The organism is Acidovorax sp. JHL-9 (genome assembly GCF_000426205.1).
Lineage (GTDB): Bacteria > Pseudomonadota > Gammaproteobacteria > Burkholderiales > Burkholderiaceae_C > Acidovorax > Acidovorax soli.
On record NZ_AUEX01000001.1, the window covers coordinates 48,682 to 66,708 of the forward strand.

The 18,027-nt window shown below is 65.9% G+C and carries 14 protein-coding genes; 6 read left to right on the forward strand and 8 right to left on the reverse strand.

Annotated features, from left to right (window positions below):
- Window positions 1-126: 126 nt before the first annotated feature.
- From K225_RS0100220 to K225_RS0100230, 3 genes are all read right to left on the reverse strand, one after another.
- Window positions 127-924: a xanthine dehydrogenase family protein subunit M gene (locus tag K225_RS0100220; protein ID WP_026434524.1), complete on the reverse strand. Its 798-nt coding sequence runs from the start codon at window positions 922-924 to the stop codon at window positions 127-129.
- Window positions 925-1,079: 155 nt separating this feature from the next.
- The gene (locus K225_RS0100225) at window positions 1,080-3,467 is read right to left on the reverse strand and encodes a xanthine dehydrogenase family protein molybdopterin-binding subunit (RefSeq protein ID WP_026434525.1); all 2,388 of its coding nucleotides are present in this window, start codon (window positions 3,465-3,467) and stop codon (window positions 1,080-1,082) included.
- Window positions 3,468-3,485: 18 nt separating this feature from the next.
- Complete coding sequence (locus tag K225_RS0100230) at window positions 3,486-3,956, reverse strand: (2Fe-2S)-binding protein (RefSeq protein ID WP_026434526.1); 471 nt, start codon at window positions 3,954-3,956, stop codon at window positions 3,486-3,488.
- A 212-nt stretch (window positions 3,957-4,168) separates the two neighbouring features.
- On the opposite strand from K225_RS0100230, the gene K225_RS0100235 reads away from it, so the two are divergent.
- The 3 genes from K225_RS0100235 to K225_RS0100245 all read left to right on the forward strand — a co-directional run bounded on the left by K225_RS0100235 (window position 4,169) and on the right by K225_RS0100245 (window position 9,021).
- The gene (locus tag K225_RS0100235; protein WP_026434527.1) at window positions 4,169-5,329 is read left to right on the forward strand and encodes a helix-turn-helix domain-containing protein; all 1,161 of its coding nucleotides are present in this window, start codon (window positions 4,169-4,171) and stop codon (window positions 5,327-5,329) included.
- Window positions 5,330-5,498: 169 nt separating this feature from the next.
- Window positions 5,499-7,241: an ABC transporter ATP-binding protein/permease gene (locus tag K225_RS0100240; protein WP_026434528.1), complete on the forward strand. Its 1,743-nt coding sequence runs from the start codon at window positions 5,499-5,501 to the stop codon at window positions 7,239-7,241.
- An 82-nt stretch (window positions 7,242-7,323) separates the two neighbouring features.
- On the forward strand, window positions 7,324-9,021 hold the full coding sequence (locus K225_RS0100245) for an AarF/ABC1/UbiB kinase family protein (RefSeq protein ID WP_026434529.1): 1,698 nt from the start codon (window positions 7,324-7,326) through the stop codon (window positions 9,019-9,021).
- Window positions 9,022-9,184: 163 nt separating this feature from the next.
- Here K225_RS0100245 and K225_RS0100250 read toward each other — a convergent pair whose 3' ends face one another.
- The 3 genes from K225_RS0100250 to K225_RS0100260 are packed head-to-tail and all read right to left on the reverse strand — an operon-like array spanning window position 9,185 to window position 11,540.
- Window positions 9,185-10,012, reverse strand: coding sequence for an extracellular solute-binding protein (locus tag K225_RS0100250; RefSeq protein WP_026434530.1), 828 nt, complete (start codon window positions 10,010-10,012; stop codon window positions 9,185-9,187).
- Entirely contained in the window at window positions 10,009-10,806 is a 798-nt protein-coding gene (locus K225_RS0100255) for a phosphate ABC transporter ATP-binding protein (RefSeq protein ID WP_026434531.1), read from the reverse strand. The genes K225_RS0100250 and K225_RS0100255 overlap by 4 nt, the downstream gene beginning before the upstream one ends.
- Window positions 10,803-11,540, reverse strand: a complete 738-nt coding sequence (locus K225_RS0100260; protein ID WP_026434532.1) for an ABC transporter permease — start codon at window positions 11,538-11,540, stop codon at window positions 10,803-10,805. Before K225_RS0100260 ends, K225_RS0100255 begins: the two co-directional genes overlap by 4 nt.
- Before the next feature lie 50 nt (window positions 11,541-11,590).
- Between K225_RS0100260 and K225_RS0100265 the strand changes: the two genes are divergently transcribed.
- From K225_RS0100265 to K225_RS0100275, 3 genes are all read left to right on the forward strand, one after another.
- Window positions 11,591-12,718, forward strand: coding sequence for a substrate-binding domain-containing protein (locus tag K225_RS0100265; RefSeq protein WP_026434533.1), 1,128 nt, complete (start codon window positions 11,591-11,593; stop codon window positions 12,716-12,718).
- Window positions 12,719-12,900: 182 nt separating this feature from the next.
- Complete coding sequence (locus K225_RS0100270) at window positions 12,901-13,536, forward strand: TRAP transporter small permease subunit (protein WP_026434534.1); 636 nt, start codon at window positions 12,901-12,903, stop codon at window positions 13,534-13,536.
- Between the two features lie 20 nt (window positions 13,537-13,556).
- Window positions 13,557-15,383 carry a TRAP transporter large permease subunit gene (locus K225_RS0100275; RefSeq protein ID WP_026434535.1) on the forward strand — a complete coding sequence of 609 codons (1,827 nt, stop codon included), beginning with the start codon at window positions 13,557-13,559 and terminating at the stop codon, window positions 15,381-15,383.
- Window positions 15,384-15,603: 220 nt separating this feature from the next.
- On the opposite strand, the gene K225_RS0100280 is transcribed toward K225_RS0100275, so the two are convergent.
- On the reverse strand, window positions 15,604-16,686 hold the full coding sequence (locus K225_RS0100280) for a TRAP transporter substrate-binding protein (protein WP_026434536.1): 1,083 nt from the start codon (window positions 16,684-16,686) through the stop codon (window positions 15,604-15,606).
- A 203-nt stretch (window positions 16,687-16,889) separates the two neighbouring features.
- Window positions 16,890-17,972 carry a TRAP transporter substrate-binding protein gene (locus tag K225_RS0100285; RefSeq protein ID WP_026434537.1) on the reverse strand — a complete coding sequence of 361 codons (1,083 nt, stop codon included), beginning with the start codon at window positions 17,970-17,972 and terminating at the stop codon, window positions 16,890-16,892.
- Between the last annotated feature and the right edge of the window lie 55 nt (window positions 17,973-18,027).

Here is an 18,027-nt window from a genome sequence, read left to right on the forward strand (position 1 = left end):
CAGGCTATCGATATTGGCACAGCCTGCGCCAGCGACCGCCGCGCAAGGGCCGCCCCGCCGCGCTGGCGGTGTCCCCCCTCCCGAATTGCGCTGCAATTCGAGAGAAGGGGGAAGGCGCAAAGCGACTCAGGGGGTTGCCATCAATTTTTCCACGGCCCGCTGGGTTTGCACGCTGATCAGGTTGGCGCGGTAGGCAGCGCTGGCGTGGATGTCCGCGTTGAGTTCGCTCGCATCGATCGTCACTGCCGCTGCCGATGCGGGCGTGAAGCTCTGGTTCAGCGCCGCCTCCAGCCCCGCATGGCGAAACACGCAGCTGGCCGCGCCCGTGACGGCCACGCGCACACCGCTGTCGGTCTGCGCCACGAACACGCCCACCAGCGAAAACCGCGAAGCCGCCTGCTTGAACTTGAGATAGGCCGCGCGCTTGGGGATGGGAAAGCGGATGGCCGTGATGAGCTCGCCCTCATCCAGCGCCGTGGTGAACATGCCCCCAAAGAAATCGTCGGCCGCGATCTCGCGCCGGTGGGTGACCACCGTGGCACCCAGGCCCAGCACGGCGCTGGGGTAACAGGCGGCGGGATCGTTGTTGGCCACCGATCCGCCGAGCGTGCCGCGCGCCCGCACCTGGCGGTCGCCGATGTGGGCAGCCAGGTCGGCCAGTGCAGGAATGGCGGCTTTTACATCGGCATTGCTGGCCACGTCGGCGTGGCGCGTCATGGCGCCGATGACCAGCGCATTGCCCTCGCGGCGGATGCCCGCCAGTTCGGTAATCTGGTTCAGATCGACGATCTTCTCGGGGTTGGCCAGGCGCAGGCGCATGGAGGGCAGCAGGCTTTGCCCGCCGGCCAGCAGCTTGCCGCCCTGGGCGATCAGTTGCGCAGCAGCAGCGGTGGAGGTGGGCGCTTCAAAGGTGAATGCGTACATAGGGAACTCCTGTCAGTTTTCATGCTGCGACAGCAAAGGCTCGCAACCGGTGAAAAACGCGCGGCAAAGGCCAGCGGCCGCCGCGCAAGGGCCGCCCCGCCGCGCTGGCGGCGTCCCCCTGGAGGGGGAAGGCGCGAAGCGACTCAGGGGGTGCTTCATGTTTTGGCGCTTTGGATGGCTTCCCACACACGGTGCGGCGATGCGGGCATGTCAAAGTCGCGCACACCCAGCGGGCGCAAGGCGTCGAGCACGGCGTTGATCACGGCAGGCGGCGAGCCGATGGCCCCGGCCTCGCCGCAGCCCTTGGTGCCCAGCGGGTTGTGCGTGCAGGGCGTGCACACATGGCCGAGCTGGAAGGTGGGGAAGTCGTCGGCGCGCGGCATGGCGTAGTCCATGAAGCTGCCGGTGAGCAGCTGGCCCGTTTCATGGTCGTACACGCAGTTTTCCAGCAGCGCCTGGCCAATGCCCTGCACCAGGCCACCGTGCACCTGGCCCTCGACGATCATGGGGTTGATGATGGTGCCGAAGTCGTCCACCGCAGTGAACCGGTCCACGCGGGTCAAGCCCGTGGCCGGGTCCACTTCCACCTCGCAGATGTAGGTGCCCGCAGGAAAGGTGAAGTTGGTCGGGTCGTAGAACGCGGTTTCGTTCAAACCCGGTTCGAGCTTGTCGAGCGGGTAGTTGTGCGGCACGTAGGCCGTGAGCGCCACCTGGCCGAAGGGGATCTTCTTGTCGGTGCCGCGCACGGTGAACTCGCCGCCGCTGAAGTCGATGTCGGCATCGCTGGCTTCCATGAGGTGCGCGGCGATCTTCTTGGCCTTGGCCTCGATCTTGTCCAGCGCCTTCATGATGGCCGCACCGCCCACGCTGATGGAGCGCGAGCCGTAGGTGCCCATGCCAAACGGCACGCGGCCCGTATCGCCGTGCACGATGTCCACGTTTTCCACCGGGATGCCCAGGCGCGCGGCCACCACCTGCGCAAAGGTGGTCTCGTGCCCCTGGCCGTGGCTGTGCGAGCCGGTGAACACCGTCACGCTGCCCGTGGGGTGCACGCGCACCTCGCCGCATTCGAACAGCCCGGCCCGCGCGCCCAGAGCGCCCGCGATGTTCGACGGCGCAATGCCGCAGGCCTCGATGTAGCTGCTGTAGCCGATGCCACGCTTGAAGCCCTTGGCCTCGCTGGCCACCCGGCGTGCGGCAAAGCCTGCCACGTCGGCCAGCTGCTCGGCCTGTGCCATGCACGCGTGGTAGTCGCCAATGTCGTACTGCAGCGCCACCGGCGTCTGGTAGGGAAAGCTGGTGATGAAGTTGCGCTTGCGGATCTCGTCTTGCGCAAGCCCCATATCCCAGGCGCAGCGCGAAACCAGGCGCTCCAGCAGGTAGGTGGCCTCGGGCCGGCCCGCACCGCGGTAGGCATCCACCGGGGCCGTGTTGGTGAACCAGGCATCCACTTCCACATGGACCTGCGGTGTGCTGTATTGCCCGGCCAGCAGCGTGGCATACAGGATGGTGGGCACCGCGCTGGCAAAGGTGGAGAGGTAGGCGCCCAGGTTGGCGTCGGTGTGCACGCGCAGGGCCAGGAACTTGCCGTTGGCATCCATGGCCATTTCGGCGTGGCTGACATGGTCGCGGCCATGCGCATCCGAGAGGAAGGACTCGCTGCGGTCGGCCACCCACTTGATGTTGCGGTTGAGCTTCTTGGCGGCCCAGGTCAGGCACACGTCTTCGGCATACAGGAAGATCTTGGAGCCGAAGCCGCCACCCACATCCGGGGCGATCACGCGCACCTTGTGCTCGGGCAGGCCCATCACAAAGGCCGTCATCAAGAGGCGCTCGACATGCGGGTTCTGGTTGCTCACATAGAGCGTGTATTCGTCGTTCGCGCGGCTGTAGCTGCCAATGGCGGAGCGCGGCTCCATGGCGTTGGGGATCAGGCGGTTGTTGACCAGGTCGAGCTTCGTCACATGCGCGGCGCCGGCGAACACGGCGTCCACCGCGCCCTTGTCGCCAATCGCCCATTGGAAGCAATGGTTGTCGGGAGCCATGTCGTGCACCACCGCCCCGGCCACCTTGCCGGCGGCGGCATCGGCCACGTTGACCACGGCGGGCAGCACGTCGTAATCCACCTCCACCAGCTCGGCGGCGTCGCGCGCCTGCTGCTGGGTTTGCGCCACCACCATGGCCACATGGTCGCCCACGTAGCGCACCTTGCCCTGCGCCAGGATGGGGTGCGGCGGCTCCTTCATGGGCTCGCCGTTGGTGCTGGTGATGAGCCAGCCGCAGGGCAGGCCGTTGATGCTGTCGGCGGCCACGTCGGCGCCGGTGAACACGCCCAGCACGCCCGGCGCGGCCTGGGCGGCGCTGGCGTTGATGCGGTTGATTTTGGCGTGCGCGTGCGGCGAGCGCACGAACACCGCGTGGCTTTGCGCGGCCAGCACCACGTCGTCGGTGTACTGGCCCGCACCGGTGAGGAAGCGGTAGTCTTCCTTGCGCTTGAGCGGCTCACCGATGTGCGGCAGCTTGGAAAAGTCGGATGCACCCATGGTTGTTCTCCCCTGTGTTTATGCCGACGCCATGGCCTTCTGGCCGACCTGCACCGCGCGCACGATGTTCTGGTAGCCCGTGCAGCGGCAGATGTTGCCTTCGAGCAGCTCGCGGATCTCGCCCTCGCTCGCGTGGGGGTGGTGCTGGCACAGGTCCACCGCGCTCATCACCATGCCGGGGGTGCAGAAGCCGCACTGCAGGCCGTGGCACTCCTTGAACGCCGCCTGCATGGGGTGCATGGTGCCGTCGGGTGCAGCCAGGCCTTCGATGGTCTGCACCTCGGCGCCCTGCGCCTGCACGGCCAGCATGGCGCAGGATTTGACGGCACGGCCGTTGGCGATCACGGTGCAGGCGCCGCACTGGCTGGTATCGCAGCCCACATGGGTGCCGGTGAGCAGCAGGTGCTCGCGCAGCGCGTGGACCAGCAGGGTGTTGGGAGGAACGTCAACACGGGCGGCACGCCCGTTGACCGTGAACTGGACTTGCATCTGGCTGTCTCCTGAATCGGTGTTGGCTGGAACTGCAAACCGCATCTTGGGCTGCGCGCACTTCGCGATCCCTAGGGAGAACCCTCGGTTCCTGGAGGGCTGCACGGGATATTCTCAAAATGAAACATGTTGCAGTGCACATGCGGACTGCATCCAAAGGGCCGCGCCACATCTGCCGCGCACCCAGCGCCACCCCCTCTACCGGAGGTTCCATGCTTGCCGTTGCCCCGCCCATGCCCGCCGAGCGCCAGCACCTGATTTCCCAGGCGCGCAGCGCCATGCTCAGCCAGGGGCCCTTGCCCGCCGCGCTGGCCATCGAGCCCTGGATCGTGCGCTCGTGGCAGCGCTGCCTGGCCAGCGGGCACCGGCCCGCGCAGGCGCTGGTGTTCAACGTCGTCAGTGCCCGCGCCGTCCAGCGCACCGCCGAGCTGCACGCCGCGCTGCTGCAAGCAGCCCGGCCCGTGCTGGCGCAACTCACCCGCGCCATTGCAGGCATGCACTATTTCGCCCTGCTGACCGACGCGCGCGGCATGGTGATCGAGGTGCAGGGCGCGGTGGACCGCCATGACCCCCGCGCCCACGCCATCGGCCGCGTGGGCATCGATCTGTCCGAGGCCGCCGTGGGCACCACCGCCATCGGCGCTGCACTGGCCGAGCTGCAGCCGGTGTGGCTGCACCGGGGCGAACATTTCTTTGACGCCAACAGCGGCTACAGCTGCGCCGGCGCCCCCCTGTTCGGGCCCCAGGGCCAGTGCGTGGGCATGCTCGACCTGACCGGCGTGGAGGTGCCCGAGCGGCCCGAACTGCGCCACCTGGTCGCCCGCTCGGCCCGCGCCATCGAAGACGCCCTGCTGCTGCAACTGCCGCACGCGCTGCTGCTGCGCATCAACTGGCCGGGCAGCACGCTGGGTGGCGACGGCGACGGCCTGATGGCGCTGGACGCCGACGGCGCCGTGGTGGGCACCAACACCATGGCACGCCAGCTGCTGCCGCAGCCGCTGCGCGAGCCCGACACGCCAGTGCATTGCGGCGATCTGCTGGCCCTGCCGTGGCCCCTGCTGTTCGATGCGGGGCAACGCCAACCGGCCGTGCCGCTGGACCTGCCCCTGTGGTCGGGCCTGCGCCTGCAGGGCCTGGCCCTGCGATCCCGTCCGGCCCGCACGCCATCCCGCCTGGCGCACACCGTCCCGGTGGTGGCCGGCGCCAGCAGCCTGGCGCCGCTGCGCGCGGCCGAAGCCGCCCTCATTCGCCAGGCTGTGCAGGATGCGCGCGGCAACGTGGCCGAAGCCGCCCGCGCACTGGGCATCAGCCGCGCCACGGTGTACCGCAAGCTCGGGGCCGTCAAAAGACAAGGTCCGCGCGAATTTTGGTAAAAAGTGGCCATGGCGCCTTACTACAAAGCGCCATAAGCTATACTTTTAATAGCAATCTTGTTTCTCTTCTTGATTCTTGCGACTGTCCGCAAGGTCTCCGGCCTGCGCACGGCAGGCTGGGCTGCGGCGACAATCCTCAGGGCAAGCCCTGCACCACACCGAACAACCCATGTCCCACGAAAATCCATCAGGCTTCAACGCCCGCCTGTGGCGCCGTTTCGTGCAGATTGCACGGCCCTACTGGCAATCCGAGGAGCGCTGGCGCTCGCGCGGTCTGCTGGCGCTGCTGGTGTTGCTGCTGCTGGGGCAGACCGCCTTCAACGTGTGGTTCAACCACGAAACCGGCGAATTCACGTCCGCACTGGCGGCGCACGATGCGGACCGCTTCTGGGCTTCCATCCGGCGCTACACACTCATCCTGGTGGCGGCCGTGCCGATTTACGCGCTGTATTACTACGTGCGCGACACCCTGGGCCTGCGCTGGCGGCGCTGGCTCACGCAGCATTTTCTGGCGCGCTATTTCGACCAGCGGTCCTATTACCGGCTGAATGCCATTGTGGGCATCGACAACCCCGACCAGCGCATCGCGGAAGACATCAACGCGTTCACACAGCAGTCGCTGTATTTTTCGATGATCGCGCTGGGCGCGGTGATCCAGCTGATTGCGTTTGCCAGTGTGCTGTGGGCCATTTCGCAGGGGCTGGTCTATTTTCTGATCGGTTACGCCATCTTCAGCACCGTGTTCACCGCCAAGGTCTTTGGCCAACGCCTGATCGGGCTGAACTACCGCCAGCTGCAGCGCGAGGCCGATTTCCGCTTCAGCCTGGTGCGGGTGCGCGAGCATGCCGAGCCCATCGCCTTTCACGGTGGCGAGCAGCGTGAAATGTCCACCCTGCGGCGCATTTTTGACGCCCTGTATGCCAACTACCAGCAGGTGCTGCGCTGGCAGTTCAAGCTCAACCTGTTCCAGTACACCCACAGCTTCCTGACCATCGTGCTGCCCAGCGTGATCATTGCCAACCAGGTGCTCTCGGGCGACCTGGAGGTGGGGCGGGCCATTCAGGCCGCGGGCGCCTTTGCGGCCATCCTGAGCGCGCTGACAGTGATCGTCGAGCATTTCGAAAGCCTGAGCCGCTTCTCGGCCGGCGTGGACCGGCTGCATGCATTTGCCACCACCCTCGAAGGCCAGGCATTGCCCCCCGCACCGCAGGGCACCAGCGAGCCCAGCCTCGAACCAGCGGTCCATATCCATACCGTGCCCGGCTTCGAACTGGGGGTCACGCAGCTGACGGTGCTCACCCCCAACCGCGAACACCTGCTGCTGCGCGACCTCACGCTCCGCGTGCACCCTGGCCGGGGCCTGCTGATCGTGGGGCCCAGCGGCGCAGGCAAAAGCTCGCTGTTGCGCGTGGTGGCCGGGCTGTGGGCCACCGGGTCTGGCGAAGTGGTGCGCCCCGCCGACCCCGACATGCTTTTTCTGCCCCAGAACCCCTACCTGCCCCTGGGCGACCTGCGCTGCCAGCTGCTCTACCCCCAGACGGAACGCGAAATCACGGACGCGGAGCTGCAGCAATGGCTGGAGCGGGTGAACCTGCCCACACTGGCCGAGCGCTTCGGCGGGCTCAGCGCCCACCTCGATTGGGCCAAGGTGCTGTCGGTCGGCGAGCAGCAGCGCCTGGCCTTTGCCCGTGCGCTGCTGGCCAAGCCCCGCTACCTGCTGCTGGACGAAGCCACCAGTGCGCTCGACTCTGCCAATGAGGCGCTGCTGTACGGACAGCTGGCGGGCCTGTCGATCACGCCAGTGAGTGTGAGCCACCACCGGAGCGTGCTGGAATACCACCACCAGGTACTGGAACTGGCGGGCGACGGCCGCTGGGCGTTGCATGCCGCGGGCCACTACCACTGGACCTGAATACCCGGCAGCGGGCCCGCGCAGCCGCTAGGCGGCATGGCCCTGCAGGGGGCCATTGAAAGCACCGGACTATCATCGCCCCATGCTGATCGAGACCCTGGACACCGCGCGCGACCTGGGGCGCCTGAAGGAGATTCTGGGCGTGATGGTGCGCCACGGATTTGGCGACACCGTGCGCCGCCTCGGCCTGGCCGACAAGCTGGAGCGCGCCGGCCAGGCACTCCACTGGAACCTGGCGGGCGACCTGGCCCGCGTCGAGCCGCCCGTGCAGGTACGGCTGGCACTGGAAGAGCTGGGCCCCACCTTCGTCAAGTTCGGGCAGCTCCTGGCGGGCCGTGCCGATCTGTTCGGCCCCGACTGGATTGCCGAGTTCGAGAAACTCCACAGCCATGTCCCGGCCGTGCCCCTGGAGGTGCTGCGCCCCCAGTTGCGCCAGGACCTGGGGGATGAGCCCGAGGCAGTTTTTGCGCGCTTTGACACCGAGCCGCTGGCCGCGGCCTCGATTGCACAGGTGCACCGCGCACAGCTGCCCGACGGTAGCGAGGTGGTGGTCAAGATACGCCGGCCTGGCATCAGCGAGGTGATCGAGGCCGACCTGCGCCTGCTGGAGCGGCTGGCCGCGCTGGCCGAAGCCGAACTGGCCGCCCTCAAGCCCTACCGCCCGCAGCAGCTGGTGCGCGAGTTCGCCCGCTCACTGCGGCGCGAACTCAACCTGGCGGGCGAATGCCGCAGCGCCGAGCGCATTGCCGGCAACCTCACCAGCCTGCCCCACATCGTGGTGCCGCGCGTTTACTGGGAGCACACCAGCGAGCGCATCAACGTGCAGGAATTCATCGAGGGCGTGTCCGGCGGGCAGCTGGATGTGCTGACACCCGAAGCCGGCTTTGACCGCGCCTTACTGGCCCGGCGCGGCGCCCAGGCCGTACTGAAAATGATTGTGCAGGACGGCATCTTCCACGCCGATCCGCACCCCGGCAATGTGTTCTACCTGGAAGGCAACCGCATCGCCTTCATCGACTTCGGCATGGTGGGACGCCTGTCGCAGCGGCGGCGCGACGAGCTGCTGCAGATGCTGCTGGGCCTGGTCGAGCGCCAGCCACAGGCAGTGGCCGAGGTGCTGCTGGACTGGGCGGGCGACGCCCACGGCGTGGACCTGGGGCAACTGGAGGTGGAGGTGGAGGCCTTTGTCGACCAGTACCACGGCGTGCCCCTGGCCCAACTGCAGCTGGGCCAGATGCTGGCCGATGTGACCTCCATCCTGCGCGAGCACCACCTGGGCCTGCCACCCGACCTGGCCCTGCTCATCAAGGCCTTCATTTCGCTGGAAGGCATGGGCCGCAACCTGGACCCGGACTTTCACATGGCGACCGAGGCCCTGCCGCTGCTGCGCCAGGTGGTGCGCACACGCTATGAACCGCGCGCACTGGCCGGCCGTGCCTGGCAAGCCTTGCGCCGGGCGCTGGCCACCGCCGAGCAATTGCCCGACGACCTGGCGCGCCTGCTGCGCAACGCGCGCCGGGGCCGCCTGCAGGTGGGCATCGAGTTGGCCCATCTCAAGCGGGTGGGCGACCAGATCGACCGCTCTGCCAACCGGCTGTCGATGGCGCTCATCATCGCGGCCCTCATCATCGGCTCATCCATCGTGATGACCGTGCAGGGCGGGCCCACGCTGTTCGGGCTGCCGGCCTTTGGTTTCCTGGGCTTTTTTGGTGCCGTGGTCTGCGGGCTGTGGCTGGTGCGCGCCATCTGGCGCAGCAGCCACCATAGAGACGACGATTAAGGGGGCATGACCCTCGCGCGTCGGTGCCAATGCGGATCGGGACGCAAGGCGTTTTTTTGCGGCCTGCAGCCAGGCCATTGGCAAAAATGCGGCGCATCGCCAGAGGCCGCACTGCCACAGACCGCAGGGAGTTATACCGGATGGCGCGACACAGCCCAGGGGGTCACTTCGCTGCGTTCGGAAAGAACAACTGCTCGCCACCGATCCTGTAGTTGGCGATTGCCGTCTGGCCCGCGGGCGAAACCACCCAGTCCACGAATTTCTGCGCAGCCTGCGCCTTCACATGCGGGTGCCTGGCGGGATTCACCACCATCACGCCGTACTGGTTGAACAGGCGCGTGTCGCCCTCCACCAGCACGGCCAGGTCAGCACGGTTCTTGAAGTTGAGCCAGGTACCCCGGTCGGCCAGCACATAGGCGCCGCTGGAGGCGGCAATGTTGAGCGCCGGGCCCATGCCGCAGCCGCACTCCTTGTAGCCGCGGCCCTTGGCGGCATCGGCGCCCGCCAGCTTCCAGTAGCGCTGTTCGGCGGCGTGGGTGCCGCTCTTGTCACCACGCGAGACAAATTCACCGTTGCCAGCGGCCAGCTTTTTCAACGCTTCCACGATATCCTTGCCCTGGATACCGGCGGGATCGTTCCTGGGGCCGACCAGGATGAAGTCGTTGTACATCACGGGATAGCGCTTCACGCCCCAGCCATCGGCCACAAACTTTTCCTCGGCCACCTGGTCGTGCACGAACAGCACATCAGCGTCACCGCGGCGCGCCGTGTCCAGCGCCTGGCCCGTCCCCAGGGCCACCACCTTCACGTCCAGGCCACTGGCCTTCTTGAACTCGGGCAGCAGATAGCCGAACAGGCCCGACTGCTCGGTGGAGGTGGTGGACGCCATGGTGATGGACTGCGCGTTGGCAACTCCACAAACGGCCAAAACAATGGCTGCAAGCGCCTGACAAGTCAGCGTCAAAGACCCCAAAGACCGCATGTTCCTCATCCCATTTCTCCTTTGACAAACAATCGGGCGGCGTCGGGCAGAGGGCCGTTGAAAAAATCGTGCACTGGCAAATCGGCCAGCACAGCGCCGTGTTCGAGATAAATCACCCGGCTGGCCAGTCGCTTGACCTGGCCCAGGTTGTGGCTGCTAAAGACCATGGTCACGGGGTGGGTCGGGCCCGCCTGGCCGTGGCTGGCGGCCAGGCCGGCCATCAGCAGCTCGACCTCGCGCTTGGCGTGCGGGTCGAGGCTGGCGGTGGGTTCGTCGAGCAGCAGCACATCGGGCCGCAGCGCCCAGGCCCGCGCCAGCGCCACCCGCTGCTGCTGCCCGCCCGAAAGCGTGCGCGCGCCTTGCGCCGCAATGCCCTCCAGCCCCACGCGCTGCAATGCCAGCAACGCCTGCGCGCGCGCGTCACGCCAGCGCACACCCTGCAGCCACAGGCCCAGCGCCACGTTGTGCTGGGCGCTGGCGCGCAGCATGTGCGGGCGCTGGAACAGCATGGCCTGGCGGCGGCCATCGCCCCGCAGCAGCTGGCCGCTGCTGGGTTTCGCCAGGCCGTGCAGCACGCGCAGCAGCGTGCTCTTGCCACAGCCATTGGCACCGATCAACGCCACGCGCTCGCCCGGAGCCACCGACAGATTCACCCCCAGGAGCGCCTGCACGCGGCCATAGCGCACACCCACGCCGTGCAGGGAGAAAACGGGGGGATGATCGGGTGGGCGCAACGACGCCCGCGCCACCGTCACACCATCAGGCCAGGACAGAGCCGCGCCCACGGCAGGCACTGCGCTCATGCCAGCACCCTCGGCATGGTGCCCTGCGAGGTACCGTCCACGCCTTCCCGCCAGCGCCGCAGCACGGCAATCAGTACGTTGAGTGCCAGCACCACGGCCAGCAGCACCAGGCCCAGGGCCAGGGCCAGCGGCAGATCGCCCTTGCTGGTTTCCAGGGCGATGGCGGTGGTCATGACGCGCGTGAAACCGTCGATGTTGCCGCCCACGATCATCACGGCGCCCACCTCGGAAATGGCGCGCCCGAACGATGCGATCAGCACCGTCAGGAGGGCATAGCGCTCGTCCCAGGCCAGCAACAGGCTGCGCATCACGGGGCCCGCGCCAAGCGATTGCAACTGCTCGCCATGGCTGCGCTCGGCATCGGCCACCGACTGGCAGGTCAGGGCGGTGACGACCGGCAGCACCAGCAGGGTCTGGGCAATGACCATGGCCTTGAAGGTGAAGAGCCACCCCAAGGCGCCAAAGGGACCGCTGCGCGACAGCAGCAGATAGACCACGAGTCCGACGACCACCGAAGGCACTGCCAGCAGGGTGTTGAGCCAGGCCAGCACGGCCCCCCGGCCCGCAAACCGCGCCACGCCCAGCCACGCGCCCAGCACCAGACCGCCGCAGCAGGCCAGCAGGCAGGCCATCCCGCTGACCGCAAGGGAGCGGCCCACGATGGCCCACAAAACAGGGTCGGCCGAAACCGTGAGATGCAGCGCCGTGAAGACGCTTTCAGAGAGAGTGGACATGGATTCGACTATCGTATGCACCGAATCAATCTCCAGCGATATGAACAGCTGTGCATAGGGTCCAACTCCACTACACGCTCAGCCGCGATGCCGGCGACGCCCTGATCCGCAACCCCTTGCCCGAGATGCTGCAGGCCGTGGCGCAGCAAGGCTCGATTTCGGCCGCCGCGCGCGCGCTGGGGCTGTCCTATCGCCATGTGTGGGGGGCCCTCAAGCGCTGGGAAGACCAGCTCGGTGGGGAACTCGTCACCTGGGGCAAGGGCCAGTCGGCCCAGTTGAGCGAATTCGGCACCAAGCTGCTGTGGGCCGAGCGCCAGGCCCAGGCCCGCCTGGCGCCGCAGATCGCCGCCCTGCACGCCGACCTGGAGCGCGCCTTTGCCGTGGCCTTCGACCCCGACGCCCATGTGCTCACCCTGTACGCCAGCCACGACGATGCCCTGGTGGCGCTGCGTGCCCATGCGGCCACGCAGGCCGATGCCGGAGCGCTGCACCTCGATATCCGTTTCACCGGCAGTGTGGACGCGATCCGCGCACTCAACGAGGGGCGCTGCACGCTGGCCGGCTTTCACACGGTGGATCAGCCCGCCGCCGACTCGGTGGCAGCGCGCTCCTACAAGCCCCTGCTGCAACCCGGGCTGCACAAGATCATCGGCTTTGCCCAGCGCACGCAAGGCCTCATCGTGGCCCCGGGCAATCCGATCGGCCTCCGAAGCCTGGCGGATGTGGTGCGCACCGGCGCCCGCTTCATCAACCGGCCACTCGGCACCGGCACGCGCGTGTTGCTCGATGACCTGCTGGCCCAGGCGGGTGTGGACGCCCAGGCCATCCCGGGCTACACGCGCAACGAACCGTCGCACACCGCCATTGCCCAGGCGGTGGCGGCCGGTGCGGCCGATGTGGGCATGGGCATCGAGGTGGTTGCGCGCGCCCGGGGGCTGGATTTCGTGCCGCTGGTGCAGGAGCGCTACCACCTGGCCTGCCTGAAGGCCAGCCTGGACCAACCCGCCACGCAGGCCTTGCGCCGCCTGCTGCAAACACCCGAGTGGCGGGCGCACATGAAGGCACTGCCGGGCTACACCCCCCTGCACTGCGGCGAAGTGCTGGCCATGAGCACGGTGCTTCCATGGTGGCAATTTGCAAGCAAGAAACGCGCTTCGCCGCCCCGGAAGCAGCCCTGATTGCTATATATATAAGAGCACAAAAGCCAAGTCGGAGCAAAGGGATTACACCGTCACACTCCCGTCAGGCTCCCACTATAGTGCTACGTAGAATCGCGCCTTTGTAAAAATGTGTCCCGCCATCCCGCCCACCCGCGGGGCGGAAGGGATGTCGCACGCACAGCCTTTCCAATGGAGACACCATGCAGGCTCTTCTCAAATTTTCACGCGCCATCGACGGGCTCAATGCCTTTGTCGGCAAATACGTCATCTGGCTGATCTTCGCCGCCACCGCTGTCAGCGCCGTCAACGCGCTGGTGCGCAAGGTTTTCGGGGTCAGCTCCAATGCGTTCCTGGAAGCACAGTGGTACCTGTTTGCCTGGTCTTTCCTGGTGGCTGCCGGGTTCACGCTGCTGCACCGTGAGCATGTGCGCATCGACGTGGTCAACAGCCGCCTGCCCAAGCGCGTGCAGGTATGGATCGACATCGTGGGCTTTGCACTCTTTCTCACCCCTTTGTGCATCGTGGTGCTGTACCTGAGCTGGCCCATGGTCGTGCAGATGTACCAGACCGGCGAAATGTCGGGCAACCCCGGTGGCCTGATCCGCTGGCCCGTGTGGGTGGCCCTGCCGGTCGGCTTCGCGCTGCTGATGCTGCAGGGCTGGTCTGAACTCATCAAGCGCATCGCCTTCCTGCGCGGCCAGGGCCCCGACCCCATGGGCCGCCTCGTCGACAAGTCCTCCGAGGAAGAACTGGTCGAAATCCTGCGCCAGCAGCAAGACGCCGCGGTTGCCGCCAGTGCCGCGGGCACCACCCCACCTGCCACGCCCGCACGCTGAGCCCACGGAGCATCTTCATCATGGAATTCTTCGCTGCCAATTTCGCCCCCTTCATGTTTGCGGGGCTGATCATGTTCCTGCTGCTGGGTTTCCCCGTGGCCTTCAGCCTCGGCGCCTGCGGCCTGTTCTTCGGCTTCGTGGGCATCGAGATGGGCATTTTCCCCAGCTCGGTGCTGGCCTGGCTCCCCCAGCGCCTGATTGGCATCATGGCCAACGACACCTTGCTGGCGGTCCCGTTTTTCACGCTCATGGGTTTGATTCTTGAGCGCAGCGGCATGGCGGAGGACCTGCTCGATACCGTGGGCCAGGTGTTTGGCCCCATGCGTGGTGGCCTGGCCCTGGCTGTGATTTTTGTCGGCGCCCTGCTCGCTGCAACGACAGGGGTGGTTGCCGCGTCGGTGATCTCGATGGGCCTGATCTCGCTGCCCATCATGCTGCGCTACGGCTACGACCGCCGGCTGACCAGCGGTGTGATTGCAGCGTCCGGCACGCTGGCACAGATCATTCCGCCATCGCTGGTGCTGATCCTGATGGCCGACCAGCTGGGCAGGAGCGTGGGCGACATGTACAAGGGCGCCTTCCTCCCCGGTTTCCTCCTCATGGGCATGTACGTGGCCTACGTGATGTTTCTGGCGATTTTCAAGCCCCACCAGGTGCCCGCCCTGCCGCCGGAAGCCCGCACCTACCGCGAACCCGATGGCAGTGGTGGCTACACCTCGCTGACCGTTCTGGCCGCGCTGTCGGCCACCGTGTCGGTCTTCCTGGCACGCCACATGGCCGAGGTGCACAGCTGGTGGCAAGGCAAGCTGGTCACCTCCGTGGCCACCGACGAAAAAATCGTGGTGGCCATGTGCGGTGGCACGGCGGTGGCACTGGTCATTGCGCTGATCAACAAGGGCTTCAAGCTGGGCCTGCTCTCGCGCCTGGCGGAACGTGTGACCTTTGTGCTGATCCCGCCCCTGCTGCTGATCTTCCTGGTGCTGGGCACCATCTTCCTGGGCATCGCCACCCCCACCGAAGGGGGCGCCATGGGTGCCATGGGCGCCTTGATCATGGGCTGGAGCCGCAAGCGCCTGGACATGAAGCTGCTCAAGCAGGCCCTCGCCTCCACCACCAAGCTGTCGAGCTTCGTGATGTTCATCCTGATTGGCGCCACCACGTTCAGCCTGGTGTTCCAGGCCGCCGACGGCCCGGTCTGGGTGGAGCATCTGCTCACCAACCTGCCCGGCGGCCAGGTCGGCTTCCTGATCGCCGTGAACATCATGGTGTTCTTCCTGGCGTTCTTCCTCGATTACTTCGAGCTGTCGTTCATCGTGGTGCCCCTGCTGGCGCCCGTGGCCGACAAGCTGGGCATCGACCTGATCTGGTTCGGCGTGTTGCTGGCCGTGAACATGCAGACCTCGTTCATGCACCCGCCGTTCGGCTTTGCGCTGTTCTTCCTGCGCTCGGTGGCGCCCGACAAGCCCTACGTCGACCGCGTGACGCGCAAGACCATGGAACCCGTCACGACGATGCAGATCTACCGTGGCGCCATCCCGTTCCTGCTGATCCAGCTGACCATGGTGGGCGTGTTGATCGCCTTCCCACAGATCGTCACGGGCGCCTTGGATGCGAAGGTGAAATACAACATGGAAAGCATTGGCGACCAGATGCGTGATGCACTGGGCCAACCGGAAGGCAGCAGCGAGAGCTACGGCGAAGAACCGTTTGGCGCCAGCGAGGAACCTGCGGCACCGGCCCCTGACACCGCAGCCGATGCACCCGCCCCGACCGCACCGGCCGCAGAAGCCCCCGCAGACGATCCGATGAAGGCGATGCAGGATGCGCTGAAAAAACCGGCGAAATGACCAGGCTTGCGCGCGCAACGGCGCACCTCTCTCAAAGGCCCTTCGGGGCCTTTTTCTTTGGCTGCAGCCATCCCCCCGATGGATCCCAAAGGGATCACCGCCGCCAGCCGCCTTTTGTGCGTCTGGCAGAGCAGATGTGCCCAGGCGCAAAAAAGCCGCGACATGCGCGGCTTCTTGAATGACTGTGGCGACCCTTGCGGGCCACCTGCAGCAACAGCTCTCAGATCTTGACGCCGTTCATGTACTGGTTGTATGGATACTCCGAGAAGCGGTTCCAGAGAATCTGGTCACGCTGGAAGGCACGCATGTCGTCATAGATCTTCTTGAACTCGGGCGACTTGGAGGTGTGCTCTTCGTACACCTCCATGCAGGCCTTGAAACCGGCATCGATCACTGCCTTGGGGAAAGCGGTGAGCTTGGTTTTCTCTGCCACGAGCTTCTTCAGTGCAATCGGGTTGTAGGCATCGTACTTGGCCGTCATGTCGGTGGCGGACACCGTCATGGCGGCGTTCAGGATGGCCTTGTTTTCGTCCGACAGGGCAGCGAACTTCTTGTTGTTGACGAAGAATTCCAGGTCGGCGCCGCCTTCCCACCAGCCGGGGTAGTAGTAGAAAGGTGCCACCTTGTTGATGCCCAGCTTGGAATCATCGTAGGGGCCCACGAACTCGGCGGCATCCAGCGTGCCTTTTTCGAGGGCCTGGTACACGTCGCCGGCGGGCATGTTCTGCGCCACCACGCCCAACTTGGCCATGGCCTCACCGAAAACGCCGCCGCCCATGCGCATCTTCAAGCCCTTGAGATCCGCAACGGTCTTGATTTCCTTGCGGTACCAGCCGCCCATCTGGGTGCCGGTATTGCCCGCGCTGGCGGTGCGGAAGTTGTATTTCTCGAAAAAGGCATCCAGCAGCTTGCTGCCATTGCCGTACTTCTTCCAGGAGGTGTTCTGGCGCGCGGTCAGGCCGAACGGCACGGCGCAACTGAAAGCAAAGACAGGGTCCTTGCCGGTGAAGTAATAAGCCGCCGACTGGGCCATTTCGATGGTGTCTGATTGCAGCGCATCGACCACGCCGAAAGCGGGCATCAGTTCACCCGCAGGGTGCACGGAGATTTCAAATTTGCCACCCGACATGGCCTTGACCGTCTTGGAGAGCAATTCAGCGCTGCCGAAGATGGTGTCCAGTGACTTGGGGAAGCTCGAAGCGAGACGCCAGCGGACCGCTGCCTGCGCGTGTACCGCAGGTGCGGCACCTGCCGCCAGAACGCCAGCAATGCCGGCGTGCTTGATGATGGAACGACGATCCATGAGGGTTATCTCCGAAATATTGATTGCGAAACTCAGTTGCGCCCGTTGTGCGGACGTGCTCCAGGGGCTCTTTCAGCCATCGATCATTGTAGAAATACCCCCCCCCGCTATTCTTGCGGGTTTTCCCGCGCAAGACCGCGATGAGGCCATGTATTCAGGCTTTTGCAAGCATCGGCGGCATGGCGGCCAGCAACGGACGGGCTTCAGATTTTCTGGGCCGACATGAAGCTGTCGTACCGCGCCTCCGCAAAGCGGAACCAGAGGATCTGGTCGCGCTGGAAATTGCGCATGTCTGCATGGATTTTTTTCCACTCGGGGCTTCTGGCATCGTTGCCGGCAAAGACCTCCATCGAAGCCTTGAATGCGGCATCCATGATGCCTTGCGAGAACGGTGACACCTTGGTCTTGGCCACCACCAGCTGCTTGAGCGCCGCGGGGTTCAGTGCGTCGTACTTCGCCAGCATGTCGGTGTGCGCCAGAGCTGCGGCGGCCTCTACGATGCCCCGGTAATCGGCCGAGAGTGCGTTGAAGGCTTTGAGGTTGATGTAGAAGTCCATTTCCGGGCCGCCCTCCCACCAACCAGGGTAGTAGTAGTACGGTGCCACCTTGTGGAGCCCCAGCTTCTGGTCGTCGTAGGGGCCGACCCATTCCGCGGCATCGAGCTCCCTTTTCTGCAATGCCTGGTAGATATCGCCCCCCGGCAGATTGGAGGGGATCACCCCCAGCCGGGCCAGGACATCGCCCACCAGCCCACCGCCCAGGCGCATCTTCAGGCCTTTGAAATCCGACGGGCTGCGGACCTCCTGGAGGAACCACCCCCCCATCTGCGTGCCCGTGTTGCCCCCTGCAAAGCTGCGCATGTTGTAGCCCGCATAGAACTCATCCATGAGCTTGCGGCCATTGCCATGCAGCATCCAGGCATTCATTTGCCGGGCATTGAAGCCAAACGGTATGGCAGAACCCAGCGCGAAAGCGGGACTCTTGCCATAGAAGTAATACGGCGCCGTGTGCGCAGCCTCGACCGCGGCGGACTGCACGGCATCCACCACACCGAATGCCGGCACGAGTTCGCCATCAGCGTGCACCGAGATCTGGAACTTCCCGTTGGACATCACCCGCACCGCTTGTGCAAAGACCTCCGCCACACCGTAGATGGTGTTGAGCGAGCGCGGAAAGCTCGACACCAGCCTCCAGCGCAGGACCGGCTGTGCGTGAATCGCAGGCGCAGCACCTGCAGCCAGCACGCCAGCCATGCCTGCATGCTGGATGAGTTTGCGGCGATCCATGGGATTCATGAAGTTGTCTCCGGAGGAAAGGAACAAGACGCCTCAATCGGCCACG